Source organism: Pseudomonas sp. LBUM1652 (genome assembly GCF_059716105.1).
The window spans coordinates 1612214-1630479 of the sequence record NZ_CP166804.1 but is presented as its reverse complement, the minus strand read 5'-3'; the positions used below and the strand labels follow the sequence as shown (position 1 = coordinate 1630479).

18 protein-coding genes and 3 pseudogenes are annotated in these 18266 nt (G+C 57.8%); 12 read left to right on the top strand and 9 right to left on the bottom strand.

Annotated elements, in window-relative coordinates; translation table 11 throughout:
• Nucleotides 1-51 precede the first annotated feature (51 nt).
• The 4 genes from ACA069_RS07435 (at nt 52) to ACA069_RS07420 (ending at nt 2189) form a co-directional block, all read left to right on the top strand.
• A complete protein-coding gene (locus ACA069_RS07435) occupies nt 52-738 on the top strand; it encodes a spermidine synthase (RefSeq protein WP_093103748.1) in 687 nt (228 codons plus the stop codon).
• Between the two features lie 48 nt (nt 739-786).
• On the top strand, nt 787-1158 hold the full coding sequence (locus tag ACA069_RS07430) for a YajD family HNH nuclease (protein WP_007911336.1): 372 nt from the start codon (nt 787-789) through the stop codon (nt 1156-1158).
• A gap of 101 nt (nt 1159-1259) precedes the next feature.
• Entirely contained in the window at nt 1260-1730 is a 471-nt protein-coding gene (locus ACA069_RS07425) for an RNA methyltransferase (protein WP_007911337.1), read from the top strand.
• Between the two features lie 81 nt (nt 1731-1811).
• Nucleotides 1812-2189, top strand: coding sequence for a YgaP family membrane protein (locus ACA069_RS07420; protein ID WP_497616902.1), 378 nt, complete (start codon nt 1812-1814; stop codon nt 2187-2189).
• A 113-nt stretch (nt 2190-2302) separates the two neighbouring features.
• On the opposite strand, the gene ACA069_RS07415 is transcribed toward ACA069_RS07420, so the two are convergent.
• Nucleotides 2303-3532, bottom strand: coding sequence for a hypothetical protein (locus ACA069_RS07415; RefSeq protein WP_497616901.1), 1230 nt, complete (start codon nt 3530-3532; stop codon nt 2303-2305).
• Between the two features lie 35 nt (nt 3533-3567).
• A complete protein-coding gene (locus ACA069_RS07410; RefSeq protein WP_122608869.1) occupies nt 3568-4017 on the bottom strand; it encodes a YcgN family cysteine cluster protein in 450 nt (149 codons plus the stop codon).
• Nucleotides 4018-4182: 165 nt separating this feature from the next.
• Between ACA069_RS07410 and ACA069_RS07405 the strand changes: the two genes are divergently transcribed.
• Nucleotides 4183-4776, top strand: coding sequence for a nitroreductase family protein (locus ACA069_RS07405; RefSeq protein WP_497616899.1), 594 nt, complete (start codon nt 4183-4185; stop codon nt 4774-4776).
• A 124-nt stretch (nt 4777-4900) separates the two neighbouring features.
• Here the strand turns inward: ACA069_RS07405 and ACA069_RS07400 are convergent, their stop codons facing one another.
• The 4 genes from ACA069_RS07400 to ACA069_RS07385 form a co-directional block, all read right to left on the bottom strand.
• Nucleotides 4901-5833, bottom strand: coding sequence for a D-2-hydroxyacid dehydrogenase (locus ACA069_RS07400; protein ID WP_497616897.1), 933 nt, complete (start codon nt 5831-5833; stop codon nt 4901-4903).
• A gap of 105 nt (nt 5834-5938) precedes the next feature.
• Nucleotides 5939-6232: a YcgL domain-containing protein gene (locus tag ACA069_RS07395; RefSeq protein ID WP_187680180.1), complete on the bottom strand. Its 294-nt coding sequence runs from the start codon at nt 6230-6232 to the stop codon at nt 5939-5941.
• Nucleotides 6229-7362, bottom strand: coding sequence for a ribonuclease D (rnd, locus tag ACA069_RS07390; protein ID WP_187680179.1), 1134 nt, complete (start codon nt 7360-7362; stop codon nt 6229-6231). The genes ACA069_RS07395 and rnd overlap by 4 nt, the downstream gene beginning before the upstream one ends.
• Before the next feature lie 163 nt (nt 7363-7525).
• Nucleotides 7526-9175, bottom strand: a complete 1650-nt coding sequence (locus ACA069_RS07385; RefSeq protein ID WP_497616895.1) for a phosphoethanolamine transferase — start codon at nt 9173-9175, stop codon at nt 7526-7528.
• 400 nt (nt 9176-9575) lie between these two features.
• Here ACA069_RS07385 and ACA069_RS07380 point away from each other — a divergent pair, with 400 nt between their 5' ends.
• Entirely contained in the window at nt 9576-10760 is a 1185-nt protein-coding gene (locus tag ACA069_RS07380) for a cyanate transporter (RefSeq protein WP_497616893.1), read from the top strand.
• 197 nt (nt 10761-10957) lie between these two features.
• The gene (locus ACA069_RS07375) at nt 10958-11893 is read left to right on the top strand and encodes a LysR family transcriptional regulator (protein ID WP_187680176.1); all 936 of its coding nucleotides are present in this window, start codon (nt 10958-10960) and stop codon (nt 11891-11893) included.
• Nucleotides 11894-11896: 3 nt separating this feature from the next.
• On the opposite strand, the gene ACA069_RS07370 is transcribed toward ACA069_RS07375, so the two are convergent.
• Together ACA069_RS07370 and ACA069_RS07365 are read right to left on the bottom strand one after the other, a co-directional pair.
• The gene (locus ACA069_RS07370) at nt 11897-12262 is read right to left on the bottom strand and encodes a 5-carboxymethyl-2-hydroxymuconate Delta-isomerase (protein ID WP_187680175.1); all 366 of its coding nucleotides are present in this window, start codon (nt 12260-12262) and stop codon (nt 11897-11899) included.
• A 53-nt stretch (nt 12263-12315) separates the two neighbouring features.
• Nucleotides 12316-13236, bottom strand: coding sequence for a LysR substrate-binding domain-containing protein (locus ACA069_RS07365; protein ID WP_497616891.1), 921 nt, complete (start codon nt 13234-13236; stop codon nt 12316-12318).
• A 212-nt stretch (nt 13237-13448) separates the two neighbouring features.
• On the opposite strand from ACA069_RS07365, the gene ACA069_RS07360 reads away from it, so the two are divergent.
• The 5 genes and pseudogenes from ACA069_RS07360 to ACA069_RS07340 all read left to right on the top strand — a co-directional run.
• Nucleotides 13449-13640, top strand: coding sequence for a YegP family protein (locus tag ACA069_RS07360; protein WP_187680173.1), 192 nt, complete (start codon nt 13449-13451; stop codon nt 13638-13640).
• Nucleotides 13641-13791: 151 nt separating this feature from the next.
• Entirely contained in the window at nt 13792-13998 is a 207-nt protein-coding gene (locus ACA069_RS07355) for a hypothetical protein (protein ID WP_401266501.1), read from the top strand.
• A 297-nt stretch (nt 13999-14295) separates the two neighbouring features.
• Nucleotides 14296-15789 (top strand): tyrosine-type recombinase/integrase, encoded by a 1494-nt coding sequence (locus tag ACA069_RS07350; RefSeq protein WP_497616889.1) that lies wholly within the window; start codon nt 14296-14298, stop codon nt 15787-15789.
• Nucleotides 15790-15864: 75 nt separating this feature from the next.
• A pseudogene (locus ACA069_RS07345) lies at nt 15865-17081 on the top strand (IS3 family transposase).
• A gap of 360 nt (nt 17082-17441) precedes the next feature.
• Nucleotides 17442-17702: pseudogene (locus ACA069_RS07340) on the top strand (transposase); the annotation flags it as partial.
• A 53-nt stretch (nt 17703-17755) separates the two neighbouring features.
• On the opposite strand, the pseudogene ACA069_RS07335 reads toward ACA069_RS07340, so the two are convergent.
• A pseudogene (locus ACA069_RS07335) lies at nt 17756-18247 on the bottom strand (IS21 family transposase); the annotation flags it as partial.
• Between the last annotated feature and the right edge of the window lie 19 nt (nt 18248-18266).

Sequence of the window (18266 nt, the reverse complement as noted above, 5' to 3'; positions counted from 1 at the left end):
CTCAGGCTACTCCCAACGGGCCTGCTTGCCTTCCCCCTTGTAGAGATTTCCATGAAACGTTTCGTTCTGCTCGACACCACCCCGATCCCTGAAAGCGGCGGTGCCCTGTGCCTGTTCGAGTATGGCGAGGATTTCGTCATCAAGATCCAGGGCGGCGACGGCGGGCAACTGATGAACACGCGCATGCACGGCTCCGAAGATGCGCTGGCCGAGATCCCTTGCCGCAAGGTTGCCGGCCGGCCGGACTCGCGGGTGCTGATCGGCGGGCTGGGCATGGGTTTCACCCTCGCCTCGGCGCTCAAGCATCTGGGCAAGAGCGCTGAAGTGGTGGTCGCCGAACTCGTACCGGGCGTGGTCGAGTGGAACCGTGGCCCGCTCGGTGAAAAGTCCGGCCGGCCGCTGCTCGATCCGCGCACGGTGATTCGTCAGGAAGACGTGGCCAACGTCCTGCAAAGCGAGCCGAACGGCTTCGACGCGATCATGCTCGACGTCGACAACGGCCCCGAAGGCCTGACGCAAAAGGCCAACAGTTGGCTGTATTCCGCCGCGGGCCTGAATGCCTGCGCCAAGGCACTGCGCCCAAAAGGCGTGCTGGCCGTGTGGTCGGCCAGCGCTGACCGGCAGTTTTCCGACAAATTGAAGAAGGCCGGTTTCAAGGCTGAGGAAGTGCAGGTCTTCGCCCACGGCAACAAGGGCACTCGTCACACGATCTGGATTGCCGAGAAGCTCAAGGGCTGAGCTAAACTCTGTACATAACCGTCATTAGTCTTCTACAAAGGTGAACCCATGAGTTCGTCCACCCCAACCAATACGTCGAAGCTGGATCGCATCCTCGCCGACAACCAGCGCGACAAGGAAATGGGCTATCGCGACAAGGCCCTGAAGATGTACCCGCACGTCTGTGGCCGCTGCACCCGTGAGTTTTCCGGCAAGCGCCTGAGCGAACTGACCGTGCACCACCGTGACCACAACCACGACAACAACCCGCAGGACGGCTCGAACTGGGAGCTGTTGTGCCTGTACTGCCACGACAACGAACACTCGCGCTACACCGATCAGCAATACTTCAGCGAAGGCTCGCTGAGCACGCCGAAAATCGCCAAGGCGACGCACAACCCGTTCGCCGCACTGGCCGGGTTGATGAAGAAAGAAGACTGAACCAGCCATGATCGTTCCCACGCTCTGCGTGGGAACGATCAGTGCCCGCCCTCCCCCAATCCCCGTATAATCGCGCTCTTTTTCCCGAAGGCACCCCGCTCGTGGCAGACAAACGTTACAGCTGCATTGGTTTGTACAACCCCAAATCACCGGAGAACGTCGGTTCGGTGATGCGCGCCGCAGGCTGTTACGGCGTGGCGTCGGTGTTTTACACCGGCAAGCGTTATGAACGCGCCGCCGATTTCGTTACCGACACCAAGCGCGTGCACTACGACATTCCGCTGATCGGCATCGACGATCTGAAAAAGATCCTCCCGCTCAATTGCGTACCGGTCGCCGTGGAACTGGTCGAAGGCGCCCGTCCTCTGCCGGAATACACCCACCCGGATCGCGCCCTGTACATCTTCGGCCCGGAAGACGGCTCGCTGGATAAAGAGATCCGCGACTGGTGCGAAGACGTCGTGTACATCCCGACCACCGGTTGCATGAACCTCGCCGCCACCGTCAATGTCGTGCTCTACGACCGCATGGCCAAGGGCCTGAATACTCGCTCCGGACCGAAATTCCGCTGAAGCGTCGCACATCCGATGGAACAAGCTGACCGCTCCGGCAGTCAGCTTGTTTATCCATTACTCATTACCTGGAGAAAGATCATGACCGAGCTCAAACGCGTCGAGCGTATCGAATCCACCCCGTTCCAGACTCGTAACGAGCAGAACGTCGAAGGCTGGGAGCGCATCGGCTCGCTGGCCGGTGGCGTGATCATGGTCGGCAAGGGCCTGCGCCGTGGCGGGGTCTTCGGTCTGATTCAGGTGGCGATTGGCGGTGTGGCCATGGCTCGCGGGATCACCGGGCACAGTTCGGTAAAAAGCCTGTTTGAGAAAAGCCGTCAGGACATGAATAACGTGCGGGCCAAGATCGAGCGGGCCGGAGAAGAGCTGAGCAAGCTCAAAGCCAATGCCGAGGCGGCGACCAGCACGGCGACGGTGACTGGTAATGATTCGGTGAAATCGCCGAAAGCCGGGGTTTGATCCTGAGTTTGTTGTAAGGCCTGTGGCCTCTTCGCGAGCAGGCTCGCTCCCACATTTAATCTGTGTCGAACACAAAACCAGTGTGGGAGCGAGCCTGCTCGCGAATGGGGATATTACTGAAGCAACGCGGTATCAAGCACTTTGGAGGACTCGCCCAGAACGCTCTCGGCCAGTTGCACAAACTCCTTGGTGCTCACCGTCCCCAGATGCATCGCCCCGCGCAACACATCATCCAGTGAACGCTTGTTGCGCGTCTTCAGGCGAATCTCGCCATCCAGCTCCTGCAACACAATTACCGCTTTTGAAATTTGCCCCGGGCTGACCTGCTCGCCGCGCAGCGTTGTGACCTTTGCGCCATCCTTGGCCAATTTCGCCTGCAAACTCTGATAACGCTCGTCACTCATACCGCCAGCCCGGCGCACCAGTTCGATCGCGTAATACTCGGCAAAACCCTCACTGATCCAGTCACTGCGCTGCTCGTCATTGATCCGCCCGAACACCTGCGCCAACTCGCGCACCAGCGCACTGCTGCCGTTTTCGCTGACCAGCGGCAATCGCGTATTGAGGTAGATCGATTCGTGCGCGCCGAGGCTGCCGCGCCACATCGGGTCGTTGGCGCCGACGATCAACAGTTTCGTGGGATGCCGTGGATATAGGGCTTGAACCTGAGGCCAGACGAAGGTGAGCAAGGTCAACACATCCATCCGGCGCATGCCCTGCCCCTGCGGCGAGGCCACGGTGACTTCGGTTTCGCCCAGACGCGTGCGGCGGCTGCCCAAGTGCCCGGCGAGCATCCACCCGGTCGGGCGGTCGAACAGGCGCGAGGGGTTGTCGATGCGGAATTTGTTTTTGCCGACGCGCGGCCAAGCGGTTTCGATGCTTTTCCAGCCGTCAGGCAATTCGAATTGCAGGCGCGAGACCAGTTCGGTGCCGTCCTGCTGATCAAGTTTGGCCGGCGGCACCAGTTCGTCGCCGCGCATCAAAGCCCAAGTCGGGGTCATGCGCGTGTCGAAGCTGCCGTTCTTGCGGCCGTGGCTGATGCGCACGCGGTAGGTCAGGCTGGACTTGTCGCTGGCCGGACGCCAGACGCCGCGTGCCTGCTTGCCCGGTGTCAGCAGCCATTGGCCGTCGGCCTTGAAGTCGCTGTAATGACTGCCGTCGCCGAGGTCGAAATCCAGGCTGCGTACGGCTTCGCCTTTGGCCAGGGTCAGGCGCACTTCGGCCTGATCGCTCTGCGGCAACAGGCGCACGTGATAATCCAGATCGACTTTCTTCGCCGCCCACACAGGGGCGCTCAGCGCCAGCAGCCCGGCGATCAACCCCCGCCGCAATCCCACAGCCATACACACTCCTTGTTGAAACTTGAACCTGCGGGCGTTTAACCGGCCCGGAAAATCAGGTGATCTTCCCAGTCATCCTCCGGCACGCTGCCTTCGGCGAGCATGCGCCCGGACTGGGAAATACGCTCGTGGTGCACTGCATCGCGGTCGCCGCAGACCAAGTGGTGCCACAGCGGCAGATCCTTGCCTTCGCTGACCAGTCGATAACCGCAGGTCGGCGGCAACCATTTGAATTCTTCGGCCTGGCCCGGGGTGAGCTGGATGCAGTCAGGGACAAACTTGAGGCGATTCGGGTAATCGCTGCATTGGCAGGTTTTCAGATCCAGCAGTTTGCAGGCAATGCGCGTGTAATAGACGCTGTTGTCTTCTTCATCTTCGAGCTTTTGCAGGCAGCACAGACCGCAGCCGTCGCACAGCGATTCCCACTCCTCGTGATCCAGTTGATCGAGGGTCTTGCGTATCCAGAACGGTTCGACTTTGGCGGCCATGGCTCAAGCATCAACATCAGGTGGTGAAAAGGCCGCCAGTCTAGTGCCCAAGGCCTTGCGGGCCAAGCGCTGGCGACTGTCGGTAAATCGTGCTTGTCAGCCCAATCGCCGCCAAGTAGGGTTTTGCCACGGTTTTATTACTCAAACGTAGCAAGGAATCTCTTGATGAGTGCCAACACTCGCGTCGCCGATTACGCCATTCACCCGCAGTTCACTGATCGCTGGTCACCCCGCGCCTTCACCGGTGAAGCGATCCCGGAAGAAACCCTGCTGAGCTTCTTCGAAGCCGCGCGTTGGGCACCATCGGCCTACAACTCACAGCCGTGGCGTTTTCTCTACGCGCGTCGCGATACGCCGAACTGGGAGCGTTATCTGGGCCTGCTGAACGAGTTCAACCGCGGCTGGGCGCAACACGCTTCAGCGCTGGTGATCGTGATCTCGAAAACCACTTTCGCCGTGCCGGGCGCCACTGAAGAGACGCCGGCGCTGTGGAGCACGTTCGACACCGGTTCGGCGTGGGGCCATCTGGCGCTGCAAGCGAGCATCAGCGGCTGGCACACCCACGGCATGGCCGGCTTCGATCAGGAGCTGACGCGCAAGGAACTGAATATTCCTGAGGGTTATGCCCTGCATGCCGCCGTTGCGGTGGGCAAGTTGGGTGACAAATCGACCTTGGCCGAGTACCTGCAAGCACGCGAAGAACCAAGCCCGCGTCGCCCGCTGAGCGAATTGGCGGCTGAAGGCGACTTCACCCTTTAAGCCATCACAAAAAACAATGTGGGAGCGAGCCTGCTCGCGAAAGCGCTGTGTCAATCAACATTGATGTCGACTGACACGCCCTCTTCGCGAGCAGGCTCGCTCCCACAGTTTTTATTACGTTGAATCAGTAACCGCGTGTGAAATCCACTTCCCCACGCAACGGCTCGCCCGCCTGATACGCCTTCAGGTTCTCGACAAACAACTGCACCATCAATGCCGGTGAAGTCGGTGCCGAGCTGTGACCGGTCAGCAGCAGGCCCCACGCCGTCCAGAACGGATGACGCTGCGGCAACGGCTCCTGACGGCAAACGTCGATCACCGCACCCGCCAGATGCCCTTCCTTGAGGGCCTCTACCAGATCGGCATCAACCACCGCTACACCACGCCCGACGTTGATAAACAACCCGGTCTGCTTGAATTGCTTGAACAGCGCCGCGTCGTAAACATCGTGGGTATGCGCCGTGTTCGGCAGCAGATTGACCACGTAATCCACTTCGCCCACCAGCCGTGGCAGATCGGCCATCGACCCGACTTCAACAAACGGTGCCTGCTCCCGTGCGCTGCTGGCGATGCCGTACAGTTCGACGCCGAACGGCAACAGAAACTGCGCCACGCTCAGGCCAATATCACCGGTGCCGACAATCAGCACCTTGCGCCCGACCAGGCTCTGGCCGGTGCGGTTGTCCCACTTGCGCTCGACCTGGCTGACCAGTCGCGCCAGTACTTCGCGTTCGTGGCCGAGCATGTAAGTCAGCACGTATTCGGCCATCACCTGGCCAAAAATCCCCACCGCGCGGGTCAAGCGGTAATCCCGGCGCAGGCCGTCGGCGAGCAGCGGCGTGATGCCGGCCCAGGTCGACTGCAGCCATTGCGGTTGATGGCCCTGCCGCAACAGGGTCGCGAGCAGATCCGGTTGCCCCAGCCACACCGGGCAATCGGCGGCCTTGCGGGCCAGTTCAGCGGAGTCGCCGCTGGTCAGCACTTCGAGTTCCGGCGCTGCCTGTTGCAGCAGCCGGGCGTATATCGCGTGGTCGTGTTCAGCAATCAGAACGCGCATCTTCAAACCTTTCGCAAACCGTGCAGACGGCCACCGGATTCAGGGTGGCCATCGCGGTAAAAACAGTTCCAGAGTTAACAAAGGCCCAGAACAGGGCCTTGCAGATCACATCGGGTCGTTGCGTCGCAGCAACTCTTCGGGCAAGTGTTCGATGTACTCGTCCTCGGCAGGCGGCATTTGCAGGTGATAACCCTGTTTGTCGAGGTTTTCCAGGACAACGACGATGTCCTCGCTGGCCAATTTGCGCTCGGGAGTCAACACCAGGCTAAAGGCAAAAATGGCTTTGCCGAAGGCCGCCATCAACGCCTCGGGCACACGTTCCAACTCATCGCTCTTGAGCACGTAGAGATACATGCCGCTGCGCTTCGAGCTTTGGTAAATAGAGCAAATACGTTTCAAGGCTGTTCTCCGGCGGTGGCCAGGCTGTCGAGCAGCTTCTGACCCATGAGTTCGCGGCGCCAGCCACGCAGCGACTCAGGCAATTGGTAAGGACCCTCAGGAAAGCCGCTTTTGACCAGCGCTTCGAGGGTTTTCTTGCGCAGCATCAGTTCTGGCGCGATGCCCAGGCGCTCGGCCTCGGCCTGCCCCAGGGCGCGCAGTTGCTTGATCAACGCAGCCGCTTCGATCGGCAACGGCTCTGGCACTGCGGGCGGCCATTGATCAGGCCCCACACTGCCAGAGCGCTTGATCAGATCAAGCAGAAATTCGCCGTCCTGACGCACGGTACGCGGGTGCATGTCTTCGATCTTGCCCAGCGCACTGAGGGAGTCCGGTTGCGTGCGGGCCAGCGGCCACAGCGAGTGCTCACGGACGATACGGTTGCGCGGCAGGTCGCGGGCGCGGGCTTCGCGCTCGCGCCAGGCGCACAACTCGCGCAGCACGGCCAGTTGCGCACGGGACAGTTTCCACGCCAGTTTGGCCTCGCGATAAACCTCATACGGATCGGTTTCCCGACGCAGGTTGGCGACCAGTTCGGCGCCGTCCTCCAGCACCCAGGCAAATTTGTCGTCAGACAGTTTCGGCCGCAGTTGTACGAAAACCTCTGCCAGATGCACGGCATCTTCGGCGGCGTAGCTGATTTGGGTGTCGGACAAAGGACGCTGCAACCAGTCAGAGCGGGTTTCGCCCTTCGGCAGTTCGATGCCGAGTACGGCCTGCACCAGTCGCGAATAACCCATCGAGAACCCGAGGTTCAGATAAGCGGCGCCCAGTTGGGTGTCGAACATCGGTGCCGGCAAGCTGCCGGTCAGGCGCAACAGGACTTCGAGATCTTCGCTGCACGCGTGCAAGACCTTGAGCACCGCCGGGTTTTCCAGCAAGGCGGCCAGCGGTTGCCAGGCATTGATGGTCAGCGGATCAATCAAATAGGCGCGTTTGCCGTCGCCAACCTGCAACAGACCGGCAATCGGGTAGAAGGTGTCGACCCGCATGAATTCGGTGTCGAGGGCCACGAAAGGCAGCTGCTGCCACTCGGCGCAAAATTGCGCGAGGCTTTCGTTGTCGCGAATCCAGTGAATATCGATGGCCACACGGCTCTCCCTTGAAGAATGGCGCGCAGTATATATCGCCACTGGCGATTTACGCGCCTGCGAAGGGCAAGAGCTGTAACGAAATGTCCTGCCAGAGAGCAAGAATAGTCTGACAGAGGAAACAGACAGGCCCGTCGTGTCAGGACGACAGGCCCGAAGCGGTTCAGTCCTTCGCCAACACGCCGTCGATCACTGCACCACGGCAACCGGCGAACATATCCAGACCCGGCTGATACACCTTGCTGCGCACTTCCAGCAGGCCAAGCATCGAATGGAACAGGTTGTCCTGGCTCAGCGGTTTGTCGCGGCTCATTTGCAGACAATGGGTGTCGACCGAATAGGCTTTCTGATAGTTGTCGGAGAACCACGCCAGCATCGCGACATGTTTCTGTTGCTCCGGCGCCAGCATGTAAGGCGTGCCGTGCAGGAACAGGTTGTACTCGCCCAGCGACTCGCCGTGATCGGACAGGTACAACATCGCGGTATCAACTTTGTCCTGATTGTTACGCAACACATCAATCAGGCTCGACAGCACATGGTCGGTGTAGACCAGCGTATTGTCGTAACCGTTGACGATACTTTCGCGGCTGCAATTGTTCAGTGCATTGCTTTCACAGACAGGCGTGAAGTGCTCGTACTCCTTTGGATAACGCTTGAAGTACTCCGGTCCGTGGCTGCCCATCTGGTGCAGGACCAACACGGTGTCCTTGTCCAGATGATCGATAAAGCTTTGCAGACCTTGCAGCAGGATTTCGTCGCGGCATTCACTGTTGGCGCACAGCGTCGGGTCTTTCAAATTGCTGACATCCTGCAAGGTGACACGATCACAAGTGCCCTTGCAGCCGGACTGGTTATCGCGCCAGATCACGTCGATGCCAGCACGTTTGAGCACATCAAGCAGGCCTTCTTCGTTCTTGGCTTTACTGGCGTCGTAATCCTTGTGGCCCATGTTGGAGAACATGCACGGCACCGAGACGGCTGTTTCAGTGCCGCATGAATGCACATCGGTGAAGGCGATCAGCCCCGCTTCCTGGTCCAGCTTCGGCGTGGTGTCTCGGTCGTAGCCGAGAATGCCGAAGTTCTCGGCACGGGCACTTTCACCCACCACCAGCACGGTCAGGGATTTGCGCGGCTGAAGATGCAGATCCGGGTTGCGCTGCGCGTCTTCGCCAATCTTGACGAAGGGTTGCTGCGCCGAGACAACCTGCTCACGCAGGTAACCGGCCGAGGCGCCAATGTAGTTGCTCGGCACCAGCATCAAACGCAATTCATGGTGATTGCGAAACAACGACGACAGGCCCTGATAGTTGGCCAGCGCCACCCCACCGATGACCGCAACCGACGCCACGCTGACGATAACTTTGCTGAACAACTCATGATGCCAGCGACGATAGCTGACCGGCACTTTCCATAACAACCAGGACGGTAAAACTCCGAGCAGGAATATATAAGCAAACAACTTAAACGACAGCAAATCACGCACTTCCGTAACATTGGTTTCAGCAAAGTTACGCAACATGCCAGCATCAATCATCACGCCATATTGGCTCATGAAATAAGCCACACCGGCGCTGATCAAAAACATCAACGTCAGCACCGGTTTAAGCAGCGGGCGGAAGGCCAGAAACGTCAGCACGATGTTGAACGCCGCGAAGATCATCACCCCGAAAGCCAGGCGCATGGCGATGCCCTTGCCGTCTGCGGCGGTGATCTCGAAGAGGTGCTGCCAGAGCACAAAGTTGAAGCCGAGCAAAAGAAAGGCGCTGGCAATCAACGTCACCCATTCCGGGCGCACGGCTTTTAACTTCAACATAGAGGTTGGCAATTCCTGAAAAGAAGAGCTGTGGCTAACTGTGAAAAATTCATTAACCAGGGCATGACAAACTTTAGGCGCGCAACCATCAATTTTTTGTGAAAAAGACGCCAACAATTAGTTAGCTCTGGGTATTACATCCAAACTTGTGAAGTATTTGAGAATGATTCAGTTCTCGTTCAGAAAAACAGCACGGCTTTACCTGTGGGAGTGAGCCTGCTCGCGATTGCGGTGTGACAGCCACTACTGCATAGACAGGCAGCCCGCTTTCGCGAGCAGGTTCACGCCTACAAGTGATCGGGTGTTATCGAGTTTTCAAATACTGCTGCGGATTTTCTGGTTTGCCCGAGTCAGGCAGTGACGCGCCTAATCCTCAGTCCCCAGCATCAAAGGTCTGAAGATGGAAAACGCCCGCACCACTTCCCGCCCCGCTACTTGGCTAATGCTTTCAATCATTCTAGTCGCGCTCAATCTGCGCCCGTCGATGGCGGCCATCGGGCCGCTGCTGTCGGCAATTCGCGGCGACATTGCGTTGAACTTCAGCGTCGCGTCGTTGCTGACCATGCTGCCAGTGATGGCCATGGGTCTGGCGATGTTCTTCGGCATCGGCATCAGCCAACGACTGGGTGAACAGCGCACGGTGTTGCTGTCGCTGCTGATCATTGCATTGGCGACGCTGTCGCGGCTGTTTGTCGATTCGGCGGCAGAGTTGATTGTCAGCGCCGTGCTGGCGGGGATTGGCATTGCCTTGATTCAGGCGTTGATGCCGGCGCTGATCAAGTCGCACTTCCCCAATAATGTGGCGCTGTGCATGGGCTTGTACGTGACGTCGATCATGGGCGGCGCGGCGCTTGCGGCCTCGTTCGCCCCACGGGTGATGGTGCAAACCGGTAGCTGGCGCCTCGGCTTAGCCATTTGGGCAGCACTGGCGCTGCTGGCATTGGTGTCCTGGTGGTTGCAACGTTGGCAATTGCCGAACGCCATGACCGGCTTGGCGAAGAAAGAATCGTTTTTCGCCAATTCCCGTGCCTGGTTACTCGCAATCTTCTTCGGTTTGGGGACAGCGTCCTACACCTGTGTGCTCGCCTGGCTGGCGCCGTACTACGTTGAAAAAGGTTGGAGCGAACAAAACGCCGGTCTGTTGTTGGGTTTTCTGACAGCCATGGAGGTAATTTCCGGACTGATAGTGCCGGCCATCGCCAACCGTAGCCGAGACCGGCGCGTGGTGCTGATGGCGCTGCTCGGCCTGATCATCGCCGGTTTCTGCGGCCTGACCCTCAGCCCCCAACACCTCAGCCTACTGTGGCCTTGCTTGCTGGGCCTGGGCATCGGCGGGTTATTCCCGATGAGCCTGATCGTCTCGCTCGACCATCTAGACAATCCTCAGCGAGCCGGGCACCTGACTGCATTCGTGCAGGGCATTGGGTATCTGATTGCCGGTCTCTCGCCGCTACTCGCCGGGATGGCTCGCGATCAACTGGGTAGCTTCGAATGGGCTTGGTGGGCACTGACTGCAGTGATGGTGGCCATGCTCCTGATGGTGTTGCGCTTCGATCCCCGGCAGTACGCGCGGCATATTCAATGATTGCAGAGGCGCGCGAGCTAGAGGCCTCTGGCCATCTTTGCGCACATTGATCAATGACGTCGTGTTCCTAAAACTTTCTGTCCCACATGTATCCGTGAAATGTCCTACAGGGCGTTCTCCTGGCACCATCGTTCCGCTAGGATCATTCGCACACGTTTGCGCGGATTCAGCGCAAGGAGCACAGCGAGACAGAACGGATGCTGAACAGTAACTTGCTTCGAAAGCTCGACATGCAGGATCTCATGGTGTTTATCGCCGTGTATGAGCAGAGCAGCGTCACCGATGTTTCGGAAACGCTGTTTGTCAGCCAGTCCACCGTCAGTTACTGCCTGAAAAAACTGCGCACCAGTTTCGAAGACGAACTGTTCATCAACACCCGCACCGGCATGCGTCCGACCTACAAGGCCAGCAGCATGTACGGCCATGTGCAGAAAATTCTCGAAAGCATCAACCTGTGCCACGCCGGCGCCCCTGTGTTTGATCCAACCCGACAAGCCGTCACATTCAACATCTGCGCCCCGGAATACTTCGAGCAACTGATCCTGCCGCGTCTGTTGAAGCGCTTCGACTTCGATGACTTGCCGGTGGTAGTCAACATGCACAAGTTCGAAACCGACGTGCCGGCCGATGAGTTACGCGACGGCAGCCTCGACCTGGTGATCAGTTTCGGCCCCAATTTTCACCGCAACCACACTGACCTGAAGTCGCAGATGCTGCTGGAAGATGATCTGGTCTGCGTCTTCGACAAGCGCGCCACGCCACTGGAACCACGCCTGAGCCTGCAAGCCTTCACCGAGCGTCGGCATGTGTTTCCGACCCCATGGACTTCCACCACCAACATGGTCGATGGCTGGCTGGCACGGCAGGCGCAGAAGCGTCAGATCGTGGCGCGATCGAACAGCTACAGCGCTGCGTTAAAGATGATCACCGGCACCGACTTCATCCTCACCCTGCCCCGGCGCATTCAGCGTTTACTGACCAGCGAAGCGGTGTTTAATCACTGTGAGGCGCCTAATGGCTTGCCGGGGTTCACCCTCGACATGCAATGGAGCCAGAGCGTCGATCAGGACAGCGCCAACGTCTGGCTGCGCGAGCAGGTGATCAAGGTGTGCAGCGAACTGGAAGCGGCCTGAGTCTTAAACGCCAATGGCGGTTTTGCTGTAGGACTCACGGTCGATATCCAGCAGTTCCACACACAACTGCACCTCGACGCCGGCGGGCCATTCGCAAAGATCCTGCAACACCGCCAGCAGGCTTTGCGAAAGCTGCTTCTTGATCCCCGGCGAACGGCCACTGAGCAGTGCCAGCTTCACATGCACGAAAGCGCGCTCGCCCATGGCGGTGCCCACTTTGAAGGTTTCCACCTTTACCGCACGGCTCTTGATATCGAACTCTGCCGCGAACTGACCGGACCCCACCAACGTGTTGTTGAGCCGGATCAACGCGACGTCGGCGTTCAACTGCGGCAGGTTGGCGGTGTATTCCATGTGCAGGTGTGGCATTGGGATGCTCCAGTCAGTCGGCAGAAAGGGCGTACATATAACACAGCGCCGGCTCAGGGCGGTGTGATCGGCCGCTCGCTCATGAACGCTTCAAGCCGTGAACGCAACCAGCGCTCGGCCGGGTCGCTATCGACGTGGCTGAGCCAGACCATCGACAGATCCAGCGTCGGCGTCTTGAATGGGAACGGCTCCTTGAACAGCAATCCGGAGGTAGCCATGGCTGCGGCGGTGTAGTCCGGCAGGCTGGCGATCAGGTCCGTGCCGGCCAGCAATGCCGGCAATGCGCTGTATTGCGGCACCGACAGCACGACCTGACGGGTACGTCCCAGCTCTGCCAGCCACTCGTCGGCGAAACCGCTGACGTTGGCCGTGTGGGACACCAGCACGTGCGGGCGCGCGCAATATTCATCAAGGGTCAGCGGTGTAGCGGAGGCGTCGGCACGCAGGATGCTTGGCTGGATGTGCCGCAGCAGTTTGCGCTTGGCATTGGCCGGCAGACCGCGGGTCTGGCTGATACCGACGGTGATGTCGCCGGCGGCCAGTAGATCGGGAATCCGCCAGTAGTCGACGTGTTGCACCACAAACACCACATTCGGCGCTTCCTGGCGCAGTGCACGCAACAGCGGCGGCAACAGGCCGAACTCGACATCATCGGACAGACCGATGCGGAAAGTCATGGTGCTGATCACCGGATCGAAATCGCGGGTCAGGCTCAGCGCCACCGACAACGAATCCAGCGCAGGCTTGAGGTGGCGGAAGATGTCCTCGGCGCGGGCCGTCGGCTCCATGCGGTGGCCGACTCGGATAAACAACGGATCGTTGAGCATCGTGCGTAGACGGTTGAGCGCCGAGCTGATGGTTGGCTGGCCAAGAAACAGCTTCTCTGCCGCCCGGGTCACGTTGCGTTCGAGCATCAAGGTCTCGAACACCACCATCAGGTTGATATCGGCCTTGCGTAGTTCATTGCGGTTCATCCATTGCCCCCATTCCCAGACTGCCCGCAGTGTAGAAAGTCTGCGGGGCTGACGTCCATCAACATGCGCAGCAGGAGAGGTTTAGATCAACACAGAAACATCCGCGAACGATTGGAAACAAATGTCCGATAGCCAAAATAACCGCCTGCGCTAGGCTTGCGTCGATGCGCCACACAGGTTGTCGCACGATTAAATCGCATGGAGCGAACTGAATGTATTTCGAGATTTACAGGCAATCCAGAGGCACCCCAAGCACCGGCAAAGGCCAATGGCGCTGGAGGCTGCGCGCAGGCAATCACGAGACCATCGCCAGCGGCGAGTCGTACGTGAACAAGGCGGATTGTTTGCATGTGATCGAGTTGATCAAGGGTGCTACGGGGGAGACGCCGGTTAGGGAGATTTGACCACGAGAGTGAAAGCGCGACTGTGTCCTACAGCACTTTCCTTTTTTAGTCGAATGACTGGCACGCCTGCTTTCCACCTCTACGCTCACCGGCGTAAGGGGCAATCCGGCCCTGTTTCATTCCATCACTCGAAATCAAAAGGAGCCGCACAATGGCTAGAGACAAAGCGAAAGACGACAAGCACTTCAACTGCACGCAAGCACATGAAGCCGATTACGTCGCCAGCCTCTATCCGCACGCCAAGGACGAAGTCAAAACCTTCCTCGCCTCGGCGTGCAAGGACAATTCGCTGCATAACTCGACGCACAAGGAAGTTTATGAGCTGATCAAGCGCAAGCTGGGACACTCACAGCCTTGAGTGGTTGATTGCGGAATTTTCCAGGTTCTGCAGAAGTGGAAAGCCCCACAAGTTTGAATTTGTGGGGCTTTTTTGTGGTCGATGCGAACGAAAGGAAAATAGCGGTTGGTCGACCTGCTCTTCGCCCAGAAACGAAAAAGCCCCGGAGCTTCTCAGCTACGGGGCTTTTTCTATGTAATGGCGGAGAGATAGGGAACCTCCATATAAGGATAAAAAACCCAAGAACCATTGATTACAGGGGCATTCGCAGCGGATTTACGTACAATAAATACGTACAATCGATCAAAGGCATACCAAATGGCAAACAACTTAGAACTTCAAGGCGGCACTTATCACGTAAGGCTAGCGGTACCCGCAGACGTACAAAAAGCATTCGGCGGACGTCGTGTGCTTTCTCAAACACTCATGACAGGCGTGCACCAAGAAGCGTTGGATCGCAGGCTCCCAATTCTTGCGGCTTGGAAAGCTCAAATCAAAATTGCACGCGAAGGAAAACCACTGCCTGAAGGCTGGCAGGACAATCTAGTTTCAGGACTGCTTGAACTGGAATCCCTGAAGCGGAACCGAAAACTCCACATTATAGGTGAACCTACCCCCCCATTAGCCGTCAGCGAATCAGAAGTCGAAGCCTTCAAGGCAGAGAATCCAGGGTTTGTCGCACTACTTGAAAGAATCATCGACCATGAATGGGACAACGGTGTGGAAGGCGAGCTACGCATCCAAGAAGGATTGCATCGAGCATTCAAAAAAACGATTCAAAACGAATTCGCCTCGATGCATCGTCTGTCCTCGGACGAACACAAAGAATTGGCAGGGCTGATCAATAACCCGAAGTCATACACACCCAAATCCCCTATTACCAAAGCAAGGCTGGCAACGTTCCGAACCTTTCGAGAAAACCGAATCATCGCCGCCAAAACGATTGATCAGCAACAGTCCAAATTAGAAAAGCTGTCGGCATACCTCACGCAAACAGGTAAACCTCTGGACTTCGATGCGGTTTCGTCGTGGTTGGATTCAATCAATTTGGCGAGTAAGACCCTGACGCAATACCTGCTGGCCGGGAATGTCTTCTGGAAATGGGCAATGAAGCATGATGCTCGTTGGCGGATCGACTACAAGGACAGAGCCAACCCATTTGAAGAACACGATCTGCCGAAAGTGAGAGGCAGGGACAAGGTAGATGCGCAACGCAAAGACTTCACCTTGGATGACCTCACAAAGCTACACGCAGCAGCGGTTTCAGAAGGACTGCTGGCCCTCGCGGACCTGATCCTACTTGGAACCTTCACAGGGGCCCGTATCGAAGAACTGTGCCAATTGAAGAAAGACCACGTGATCACCGTGGATAACGTTCTTAGCTTCGATATTACTGACAGCAAGACAAAAGCTGGAATCCGGATCGTCCCAATCCACCCTGGCATCATCGATCTTGTGAAGCGACTGATGAACGATTCGACTGATGAATACCTTATCGCGACCAAAAGTCGTAGCAAATATGGCATCCGATCAGACCCGATGGTGAAGGCTTTTGGCAGGTTGAAGACAGCCCTGGGATTTGGTTCGGATCGTGTTTTTCACTCCATCCGGAAGACCGTTATTACCCAGCTTGTCAGGGCGAACGTACAAGGCACTTTGATTGCTGAACTTGTAGGTCATGAAACTGGGCTGGTTACATTTGATGTGTATAGTCAAGGCTCATCCATGAGTCAGAAATTCGAGGCCATTTCGAAATTACCAACACTCACAACGTTCCATCTACGTGCCCCTGAAGCGCTCGTCTACGGGTGATACATTGGACGAGCCCCCTGAAAGACAGGACACCGTTTCCCCCTTAACATAAGGGATAGGCAAACGACTGTGTATATGACTAATAGAAACGATAAGGGTGGGGAGCTTTTGGGTCAGGAGCGGCGACGCCGCTGGAGCCCAGAGCAAAAACTGGCCATGGTTCGCGAGAGCCTGCAACCGGGGCAAAGCGTCTCGGTGGTGGCGCGGCAGAATGGCGTTAATGCCAACCAGCTGTTTCAGTGGCGCAAACTCTATCAGAGCGGCAGTCTCTCGGCCGTCAGTGCCGGGGAGAGCGTGGTGCCTGTTTCCGAGCTGGCCGATGCACTCAAGCAGATTCGCGAGCTACAGCGCATGCTCGGCAAGAAAACCATGCAGGTCGAGATCCTTCAGGAAGCCGTGGAGATTGCCCGGTCGCGAAAATGGATTGCGCACTCACCCTTGTTGCCGGGGGACGATCAGTGAAGCTGATCAGTGAAAGTCTCGGTGTAGCGCGCTCGCAATTAACGGTTCAACTCAAGCCAGCTGCACGGCTCGCAAGGCGTCGTCCAAGAATGGACGATATCGCTTTGGTCGAAGAAATTCAGACTGAGGTGAGTGAGCTGCCCAGCTACGGCTACCGCCGCGTGTAGGGCTTACTACGTCGCCGGCGTGAGCAACAAAGTCAGGCGCCAATCAACGTCAAACGGGTCTATCGCGTGATGCGCGATCATCAGTTGCTGCTTGAACGACGGATTAAACAACCTGGTGTGGCACGCCGCCATGAAGGCCGTATCGCTGTTGCCACCAGCGATACCCGCTGGTGCTCGGACGGGTTTGAGTTTCGCTGTGAAGACGGCGACAAGCTGAGCGTGACCTTTGCCCTGGACTGCTGCGACCGCGAAGCCATCGGCTGGGTGGCCAGCCCGACCGGCTACAGTGGTGATGACATCCGTGATCTGATGCTGGAGGCGGTGGAAACACGTTTCGGCGAGGAACCGCCTGCCACCCCGGTGCAATGGCTGAGCGATAACGGCTCGGCCTACATCGCTGAACAAACACGTCAGTTTGCCCGACAGATCGGCTTGCAGCCGGTGACGACACCGGTGCGCAGCCCGCAGAGCAACGGCATGGCCGAGAGCTTCGTCAAAACGATGAAGCGCGACTACGTCGCGCACATGCCCAAACCTGACCGGGAAACAGCCTTGCGCAACCTGACGATTGCCTTTGAGCATTACAACGAGGAGCATCCGCACAGCGCGCTGAAATACCGTTCACCACGGGAGTTTAGGCGTTTGGCAGCGGCATCAATTTAACGGGGTATTGGTGACCGGTTTGATAGGGGCCAATCCAAGGTATACCCAAATAGGCCTAGTTTATCAGCTATAGCTCAATTGAGTTAAATGCAACCCTAAAGAGCCACCACGAAAAGAACCACCCATTTGAGCCAATAGCGCAGGGTGAAGGCTCCAATCATGCCAAAGCTGTATTGGTAAAGCGTTCAAAGACTATCCCCATGAACAGCGTAAATGGGCAATGAACGCTTTACCGATACAGCCTTAGGCTTTCTGTCTAAAACTTGCCAGCGAGTCCAGTTTGATTGCGTGGTAATCCCCCCTGAAATCAGTGCTCGTCAGAAGTAGAATTTTCTCCTAATCGGATCAAGGAAATTTTGCGTGAAGACATCACGTTTTTCAGACAGCCAAATCATCGCCATCCTCAAGCAAGCCGAAGCCGGTAGTCCGGCCCCCGAGCTGTGTCGCGAGCACGGCATCAGCACGGCCACCTTTTACAAGTGGCGCACCAAGTTCGGCGGCATGGATGCATCATTAATGGCTCGGTTGCGCGAGCTTGAGGAGGAAAACCGCCGGCTCAAGAAGATGTACGCCGAGGAGCGTCTCAAGGCTGAAATCATCCAGGAGGCGATGGCAAAAAAGTGGTGAAGCCATCTCGACGGCCAAGAGCACGGGAGTTACACCACGTCCTGGGACACGATCGCGACGAAGATCTGGGCCTGACGGATTTCACCGGTCTGTCGGTCGATAATGGGCGCGGTCTGTCCGGCGTAATCGACGAACAGCTTTTCGCCGGCACGGTGCTCCTGGCGCATGACAACGTCGACCTTGGCGGCCCAGAGGCGGTAGTGCTCGCAGAACCAGCTGTATTGGAAGCCTTGCGGGTGAGCGAGTCGGTACTCTTGCCAAAGCAGGGGCAGAGTTACGCCGGGGCGGCGCAACTCGGCATGCGCCCAAGCCCAGTCAGGCATCGGGCGCTGGTCGCTCGGCACCGGTACTGCCGGCGGAAACAGGCGTCGGTTCAGCTCTGCATCAGAGATATCGATGGGCCACTGAAGCCCACTGGCTGCGAACCGGCAAAGGTAGTCTCCCGCGCTTGAATGGCCAATGGATAAACTTTTGGCGATCTTGCGCACGGACAGGCCGGCGTCGAACTTTAGGCGTAGTACCTCTCGGATTTTACGCATGGATAAACGCTCCACGACG

Coding starts and splice junctions, on each gene's coding strand:
- ACA069_RS07435 (WP_093103748.1), top strand. CDS start 52: ATGAAACGTTTCGTTCTGCTCGACACCACCCCGATCCCTGAAAGCGGC.
- ACA069_RS07430 (WP_007911336.1), top strand. CDS start 787: ATGAGTTCGTCCACCCCAACCAATACGTCGAAGCTGGATCGCATCCTC.
- ACA069_RS07420 (WP_497616902.1), top strand. CDS start 1,812: ATGACCGAGCTCAAACGCGTCGAGCGTATCGAATCCACCCCGTTCCAG.
- ACA069_RS07415 (WP_497616901.1), bottom strand. CDS start 3,532: ATGGCTGTGGGATTGCGGCGGGGGTTGATCGCCGGGCTGCTGGCGCTG.
- ACA069_RS07410 (WP_122608869.1), bottom strand. CDS start 4,017: ATGGCCGCCAAAGTCGAACCGTTCTGGATACGCAAGACCCTCGATCAA.
- ACA069_RS07405 (WP_497616899.1), top strand. CDS start 4,183: ATGAGTGCCAACACTCGCGTCGCCGATTACGCCATTCACCCGCAGTTC.
- ACA069_RS07400 (WP_497616897.1), bottom strand. CDS start 5,833: ATGCGCGTTCTGATTGCTGAACACGACCACGCGATATACGCCCGGCTG.
- ACA069_RS07385 (WP_497616895.1), bottom strand. CDS start 9,175: ATGTTGAAGTTAAAAGCCGTGCGCCCGGAATGGGTGACGTTGATTGCC.
- ACA069_RS07380 (WP_497616893.1), top strand. CDS start 9,576: ATGGAAAACGCCCGCACCACTTCCCGCCCCGCTACTTGGCTAATGCTT.
- ACA069_RS07375 (WP_187680176.1), top strand. CDS start 10,958: ATGCTGAACAGTAACTTGCTTCGAAAGCTCGACATGCAGGATCTCATG.
- ACA069_RS07370 (WP_187680175.1), bottom strand. CDS start 12,262: ATGCCACACCTGCACATGGAATACACCGCCAACCTGCCGCAGTTGAAC.
- ACA069_RS07365 (WP_497616891.1), bottom strand. CDS start 13,236: ATGAACCGCAATGAACTACGCAAGGCCGATATCAACCTGATGGTGGTG.
- ACA069_RS07360 (WP_187680173.1), top strand. CDS start 13,449: ATGTATTTCGAGATTTACAGGCAATCCAGAGGCACCCCAAGCACCGGC.
- ACA069_RS07355 (WP_401266501.1), top strand. CDS start 13,792: ATGGCTAGAGACAAAGCGAAAGACGACAAGCACTTCAACTGCACGCAA.
- ACA069_RS07350 (WP_497616889.1), top strand. CDS start 14,296: ATGGCAAACAACTTAGAACTTCAAGGCGGCACTTATCACGTAAGGCTA.